Source organism: Mycobacterium sp. E3247, assembly GCF_001667785.1.
Classification (GTDB): domain Bacteria; phylum Actinomycetota; class Actinomycetes; order Mycobacteriales; family Mycobacteriaceae; genus Mycobacterium.
In genome coordinates this window covers 1-6,706 of sequence record NZ_LZJG01000553.1, presented here as the reverse complement: position 1 = coordinate 6,706, position 6,706 = coordinate 1, and the positions used below count along the sequence as shown (strand labels likewise).

Genomic DNA, 6,706 nt, shown 5'->3' with positions numbered 1-6,706 from the left:
TCGCGCCGATCGACGACGCGGGCAACCTGTTGCTGAGCGAATTCGAGGAACTGCTCGGTCCGCGGACGAAGCTGGTGGCCGCCACCCAGGTGTCCAACGCGTTGGGCACGGTGGTCCCGGCGGACAAGATCGTCGAGCTGGGCCATCGCTACGGCGCCAAAGTCTTGATCGACGCCGCCCAGTCGATTCAGCACATGCCGGTGGACGTGGCCGAGCTCGGAGCCGACTTCTTCGTGTTCTCCGGGCACAAGATCTACGGCCCCACCGGAATTGGCGCGCTCTACGGCACCGAGGAGGCGCTGACCGAGACGCCGCCGTGGCAGGGCGGCGGCCACATGATCGCCGACGTCACGATCGAACGCTCGCTCTATCAGGGGCCGCCGACCAAGTTCGAGGCGGGCACCGGCAACATCGCCGACGCGGTCGGGTTGACCGAGGCGCTGCGCTACGTGCAGCGGTTGGGCATCGAGCGGATCGCGGCCTACGAGCACGCGCTGCTCGAGTACGCGACGCCGCGCCTCGCCGACATCCCCGGCGTCCGGCTGGTCGGTACGGCGACCGAGAAGGCCAGTGTGCTGTCCTTCGTACTGGCGGGACACGAGCCGCTGGAGGTGGGCAAGGCGCTCAATGCCGAGGGCATCGCGGTGCGCGCCGGTCATCACTGCGCGCAGCCGGCCCTGCGGCGCCTCGGGTTGGAGGCCACCGTTCGCCCGTCGTTCGCGTTCTACAACACGTTCGAGGAGATCGACGTCTTCTTGCGCGCGGTGCGCCGGATCGCCGAGGGCGGCACCAACGTCGGGTAGCCGCCCCGGCCGCGGCTAGCGCACGGCTAACCGCCCGCGTACCAACCGAACACGCGTGACGTAAGCAGCACGATTCCCAGGGAGATCGTCGCGACGACGGTAAGGCCGATGACGGCGACGACCAGCGGGCGCCACCCGGTGCGCGCGATCTGGCGAATGTCGGTGTTCAGCCCGACACCGGCGAAGGTCAGCAGGAACGCCCATTTCGACACGTTGGCGAGGTTGGCGGTTTGGCCCTTCGTCAACCAGCCCGCGGTCGCGATCGCGGAAACCACGAGGAAGCCCAGCACGAATTTCGGGAACTTCTCCCAGATGAACGCGGCCTTGGCCTTCGCCCCCGGCGCGATCTCGTCGGCCTGCCCGCGCGCGGCCCAATACAGGGCGAATCCCAGGACCACGAACCCGATCAGCGCGTTTCGCGTCGATTTCACGAGCACGGCGATCTTGCCGGCGTGGTCGGAGTACAGATACCCGGTGGCCGTGGTCTCGGCGGTATTGTCCACCGAAAGTCCCGCCCACAACCCGAATTCGTGATCGGTCAGCCCGATCGCGTGCCCCAACGGCGGCAGCACGAACAGCGATACCGCGCCGAGGGCCAGAATCGCCGCGATCGCGTAGCTGACATCGGAGTTGCGGGCGCGGATCGCACCCTTGGCGGCCACGATCGCGGATACGCCGCAGATCGACGTGCCGATCGCTAATAGCGACCCGAGCTTGCCCGAAAGCCCGAACGCTCGTGCCACGACGATGATGATGGTCCCCGCGATCGTCATGTCCACCAGAATCTGCACCAGGCTGATGCCGCCCAGCTTGGCGATGTCTCCGAGGACGAATCGCGAACCCAGCGCCACGATTCCGACCTTGAGCCAGAATTCGTACGTCTGCACGCCGGGCCGGAAGATCGGATGCAGACCGATGGTGTTGGTGATGAGCAGCCCAATCACGATGGCCCACAACACGTATTCGATGTCGGGCACCGTCCAGTGGTGGTGCTTGGCCAGGGTGTTCCACCAGATTTGCGCGTACTTGCCCAGCACGCCGACCCCGATCAGGAGCAGAATGCCCGGCACGTAGTCCAGCGGGCGTGCACTGGTAAAAGTGGCGTCGGCCGATGTTTCGTCGGGTTCGACACGAACCGTGCTCACGCGATCACCACGGGATCTTCGGGAGCACGTCGGCCACCGCCAACGCGACGATCACGCCGGCCACCGCGGTAGCCCACCAGTCCACCGATATCGAACCGAGCCTCGCGGCCCAGCCCGGCCGTTGCGCGATCTCTTTGTCGCCGCCGTCGGTCGGCACGCCTTCACTCACGATCACCGCTCCTCGATCACCACGGCGGCCTGGGACGCCACACGCTGCTGAGCGAATGGTGGCGTCTGGGACGGCCCGGGGAAAGTGATTGGCTCGTGCTGAATTTAGAAGCGCGGTTTCGGCTTTGGTCAGGTTGGCAGGCCGAGCTTCTCGGCGTCCGCACGGTACCGGTCCACCCACTCATCGGAGCGCTGGTCGGCCTGACGTTCGAGCACGGGCTCGGGCGCCAGCCGCGGGTCGAGCCCCAATGCCTCCAGGATGGCGGCCACCACCTGAGTCAGGTTGCGCCACAACACCGGATACGGAATCTCCATGGGCTTGACGTCTTCCTCGGCGAACCAATTTCGCCAGCCCTCGTTCTGGGCGCGCAGCATGGTCACGACGTGTGCGATCGCGCCGGCGTGATAAGTGGCCCGCGCATCGCGAGCCGGGTCGGGCCGCCCCCGCCACACCCGCGTCTGCACCGCCCGCCAGAACGACACCGCCTGCGAAATCACATCGGGGCGATGCACATAGATGAACAGCGGTTCCTCACCCACCACGTCGGTGATCGCGGCCAGCAGGCCGTCGCCGCTGCGATTCGGCAGATTCTTGGCGCGGTTCAACAACAGCGGCGTCTGGTTCCACATCAGCTTGCCGCCCCATATGCCGTTCGGCGTCCTGCCGACGGTGCGGATGTAGTCGCGCCAGATCTCGGGGGGCGCGAGGTCCGGGGTCCCGACATCGAGCGGGTCGAGCAGGCGCAGGATCGACTCGTCCTCCACGCCGGCGAACCACTCGCGGGGCTGTGGCGCCTGGCTGGTGGCCGGCAGGTACTGGAAGAACTCCTGCGGCTCGCCGGCGACGCCGGTCGCGCGCAGCGACTCGACGAGCAGCGTGCTGCCGCTCCGCTGCGACGCGAGCACCAAGTAGGAGGACGGGGCGTCGGTCACCGTGTCAGCCTATCGGCACGGAAGTGCTTGCGCAGGTACTGCGTTTTCCGCTCACCCTGAAGGTAATCCTTGCCGTGAACACCGATTGTCCGAACTGTGTCGATTGGCGGCGATAGCCGAACGGGACGGTGGCCGTGAGTGCTCAACCAGGTTGTCAGAACATGGAAACTCGTCGGGTAACGAGTTCCTATTCCGCGTCCCCGCTGCCGAACCGCTTCGGAACAAATGTGACGTCGGCCGCATGTCGGCCGGGTGGGCCCCGCGCGCCGCCGGCGGTGCTAACGGTGGTTTGACACGGTCGCCGCGCGACCGCTGATGACGGTCATATCCGGGGGTTATGCGCTGCAGCCGGACCGAGTGCGGGCCGGAGATACGGGACCTGACCCCAGGGTCACATGCCGCTTGCCTGATTTCTTCTTAGTGATTGCAACCCTGACGCGGTCATAGTCTTGCCCGTAAATTCCTCGCGTGGTCTATGCGCGCAACGTGACATCGCGGTTCGGCGTGTAAAAAAGCCGCTCGAGTCGGCTAATTGCGAGCAGATTAATTGCGTTAAGAGAACGGAAAACAGGTTTGAGTCATATGGACGGCGGTCGGGCTGAGCGAGCCCGATGAAAGGGACCACCATCGCCAAGCCCATGAACGCGTTGGGCGATTTCTTTGTGCTCAGCGCCCAGGCGTTGATCGCCGCGGTGCGGGGTCCTTGGGCCTGGCGGGAGTTGCTCGAGCAGATCTGGTTCGTCGCCCGAGTGTCCATTTTTCCGACGATCATGCTGTCCATCCCGTACACGGTCCTCATCGTGTTCGTCCTGAACATCTTGCTGGTCGAGATCGGCGCCGGTGACCTGTCCGGCGCCGGCGCGGGTCTGGCCTCGGTCACACAGGTCGGTCCGGTCGTCACGGCGATGGTGGTCTCCGGTGCCGGGTCGACGGCGATGTGCGCCGACCTCGGCGCCCGCACCATCCGCGAGGAAATCGACGCGATGAAGGTGATCGGCGTCGATCCGATCCAGGCCCTGGTGGTTCCCCGCATCATCGCCGCGACTTTCGTCGCGGTCCTGCTGTACTCGGTGGTGGCTGTCACCGGCTTGGTGGGCAGCTACGTCTTCGTGGTCTTCGTCCAGCACGTCACCCCCGGTGCGTTCGTCGCGGGAATGACACTCGTCACGGGGCTGCCCCAAGTAGTCACGTCGCTCATCAAGGCAACTTTGTTCGGGTTGTCGGCGGGCCTGATCGCCTGCTACAAGGGCCTTTCCGTGGGCGGTGGTCCCACCGGCGTCGGCAATGCCGTCAACGAAACCGTCGTCTTCTCCTTCATGGCGCTGTTCTTCATCAACATCATCCTCACCGCGCTGGGCGTGAAGGTCACCGCCAAATGACCGACGCAGCCCGAGAACCAACGTGGTTCACCAACCTCGGACCGAGGGCGACGGATTACGCCCGTAATCTCGGTGAACAGACCGCGTTCTACGGCCGATCCTTGGCCAACACCGCCGATGCGGTGCGACGCTATCCGGGCGAACTGTTGCGATTGATCGCCGAAATGGGAATGGGCACCGGTGCTTTGGCGGTGATCGGGGGCACGGTGGGCATCATCGGTTTCCTGACCCTGACCACCGGCGCCCTGGTTGCTGTCCAGGGCTACGACACGTTGTCCAACGTCGGGGTCGAGGCGTTGACTGGTTTTCTGTCGGCTTTCTTGAATGTTCGGATGATCGCGCCCTGCACCGCAGGCCTGGCCCTGGCGGCCACGATCGGCGCCGGTGCGACGGCGCAACTGGGGGCCATGCGGATCAACGAGGAGATCGACGCGCTGGAAGTGATGGGTATTCGCGCCATCACGTATCTGTCGTCGACACGGATCATCGCCGGGATCCTGGTCGTCATCCCGCTCTACGCCGTCGCGGTGCTGATGTCGTTCATCGCGGCCAAGTTCCTGACGATCTACAGCTACGGCCAATCCCGCGGCGTCTACGAGCACTACTTCTCCACGTTCCTGCGTCCCACCGACTTGTTCTGGTCCTTCCTGGCGGCCCTCACCATGGCGACCGGTGTGATGGTCGTGCACACCTATTACGGTTTCACCGCGACCGGCGGTCCCGCCGGGGTCGGGGAGGCCGTCGGCCGTTCGGTGCGGTCGTCGATGATCGTCACGGCGTTTGTCTGCCTGGCGATTTCGTTGTCCGTGTACGGGCAGTCCGGCAACTTCAACCTGTCGGGATGACTGCATGAGCAACTACGACAGCAGTGGGCCCGGCGCGAGCAACAGGGTCCGCGAGAGCAAGATCGACCCGATCTGGTGGGCGCCGACCTTGTTCGTCCTGATCGGGGGACTGGTCGCGCTCACCGCCGCGTCATTCTCCGGCAAATTCCAGGATTTCGTCCCGCTCACGTTGGTGTCGAACCGGGCGGGGCTCGTCATGGAAACCGGAGCCAAAGTCAAGCTGCGCGGCGTGGAGGTGGGACAGGTCGCGTCCATCGGCACCGACGTGAAAGCGGCTCAGCTGCAACTCAAAATTCAGCCCGGCCCGTTCAAATATCTGCCGAGCAACCTCGAGGCCGAGATCAAGTCGACCACCGCCTTCGGCTCCAAGTACGTCGACCTGATCGTGCCCGAGCACCCCAGTCCGACACCGTTGAAGCAGGGCGCGGTGCTGCACTCCCGCAACGTCACCGTCGAAGTGAACACGGTCTTCGAGAATCTGCAGGGCGTGGTCCAGGCCATCGACCCGGCCAAGCTGAACGCGATCCTGTCGGCGTTCGCGCAGTCGGTGCGCGGCAAGGGGGAACGGATCGGCCAGGCGATCACCGATGCAAACGACGTCCTGCTGACCGTCAACCCCCGGATGGACACGATCCACCGGGACTGGCGGCTGTTCGCCAAGACGGCGGACATCTATTCCGATGCGGCACAAGACATTCTGTCGATCCTCGACTCGGCCGCGACCACCAGCTCCACGCTCACCGAAAACCAGCGGTCGCTCGACACGCTGTTGTTGTCGGCGGCGGGCTTCAGTCAGGCCGGAATCAACGTCATCGGCCGCAACGAGGCCGACATCGTGCATTCGGTGAACCTGCTCGACCCGACCATGGCGCTGCTGAACAAATACTCGCCGACCTTCACCTGCCTGTTCCAGGGCGCGCAGTGGTACGTGGACCACGGCGGTCGGGACATGCTGGGGGGCAACGGCTATTCGTTCATCATGGACGCCGGGCTGCTCTTCGGCGACGACCCGTACCGGTACCCCAAACACCTGCCCAAGGTGAACGCGACCGGCGGTCCGGGCGGTCGTCCCAGCTGTGGTTCGTTGCCGGACCCGAGCGCCAACTTCCCGGTGCGCGCGCTGGTCACCGACACCGGCTGGGGCGCCGCTCCGAACGAGATCCGCACCAACGTCGCCGCCGGCAACCCCTGGTGGTCGAACTACTTCCCGACCACCAAGAACCCGCCCGAGGCGCCACGCTACTTCTTCCGCGGGGGGCAGCCGCCCCCATGAGAAAGAACCTTTCCGGGATCATCGCGCGCGTCGCGCTCTTCACGGCCATCTGCCTCGTGTTCACGTTCACGCTGATCGCGGTCTTCGGGCAGTTGCGCTTCGAGGACCGCACCGGCTATCAGGCGGTCTTCACCAACATCTCCGGTCTGAAGTCCGGCAA

7 protein-coding genes and 1 pseudogene are annotated in these 6,706 nt (G+C 65.2%); 5 read left to right on the top strand and 3 right to left on the bottom strand.

The window, feature by feature from the left end; all coding sequences use genetic code 11:
* Window positions 1-803, top strand: an 803-nt coding sequence (locus tag A9X04_RS28235) for an aminotransferase class V-fold PLP-dependent enzyme (RefSeq protein WP_156764575.1), incomplete at its 5' end; no start/stop codon positions are given.
* Window positions 804-829: 26 nt separating this feature from the next.
* On the opposite strand, the gene A9X04_RS28230 is transcribed toward A9X04_RS28235, so the two are convergent.
* The 3 genes from A9X04_RS28230 to A9X04_RS28225 all read right to left on the bottom strand — a co-directional run bounded on the left by A9X04_RS28230 (window position 830) and on the right by A9X04_RS28225 (window position 3,049).
* Window positions 830-1,948 (bottom strand): YeiH family protein, encoded by a 1,119-nt coding sequence (locus A9X04_RS28230; RefSeq protein ID WP_067928162.1) that lies wholly within the window; start codon window positions 1,946-1,948, stop codon window positions 830-832.
* Between the two features lie 4 nt (window positions 1,949-1,952).
* Entirely contained in the window at window positions 1,953-2,117 is a 165-nt protein-coding gene (locus A9X04_RS30705; protein WP_156764574.1) for a hypothetical protein, read from the bottom strand.
* A 128-nt stretch (window positions 2,118-2,245) separates the two neighbouring features.
* Entirely contained in the window at window positions 2,246-3,049 is an 804-nt protein-coding gene (locus tag A9X04_RS28225) for a Stf0 family sulfotransferase (RefSeq protein ID WP_067928159.1), read from the bottom strand.
* A 611-nt stretch (window positions 3,050-3,660) separates the two neighbouring features.
* Here A9X04_RS28225 and A9X04_RS28220 point away from each other — a divergent pair.
* The 4 genes and pseudogenes from A9X04_RS28220 to A9X04_RS32490 form a co-directional block, all read left to right on the top strand.
* The gene (locus A9X04_RS28220; protein ID WP_067928156.1) at window positions 3,661-4,428 is read left to right on the top strand and encodes an ABC transporter permease; all 768 of its coding nucleotides are present in this window, start codon (window positions 3,661-3,663) and stop codon (window positions 4,426-4,428) included.
* Window positions 4,425-5,273 carry an ABC transporter permease gene (locus A9X04_RS28215; protein WP_067928154.1) on the top strand — a complete coding sequence of 283 codons (849 nt, stop codon included), beginning with the start codon at window positions 4,425-4,427 and terminating at the stop codon, window positions 5,271-5,273. The genes A9X04_RS28220 and A9X04_RS28215 overlap by 4 nt, the downstream gene beginning before the upstream one ends.
* Before the next feature lie 4 nt (window positions 5,274-5,277).
* Window positions 5,278-6,546 carry an MCE family protein gene (locus A9X04_RS28210; protein WP_067928151.1) on the top strand — a complete coding sequence of 423 codons (1,269 nt, stop codon included), beginning with the start codon at window positions 5,278-5,280 and terminating at the stop codon, window positions 6,544-6,546.
* A pseudogene (locus A9X04_RS32490) lies at window positions 6,543-6,706 on the top strand (mammalian cell entry protein); the annotation flags it as partial. The gene A9X04_RS28210 and the pseudogene A9X04_RS32490, both read left to right, overlap by 4 nt.

Coding starts and splice junctions, on each gene's coding strand:
- A9X04_RS28215 (WP_067928154.1), top strand. CDS start 4,425: ATGACCGACGCAGCCCGAGAACCAACGTGGTTCACCAACCTCGGACCG.
- A9X04_RS28210 (WP_067928151.1), top strand. CDS start 5,278: ATGAGCAACTACGACAGCAGTGGGCCCGGCGCGAGCAACAGGGTCCGC.
- A9X04_RS28220 (WP_067928156.1), top strand. CDS start 3,661: ATGAAAGGGACCACCATCGCCAAGCCCATGAACGCGTTGGGCGATTTC.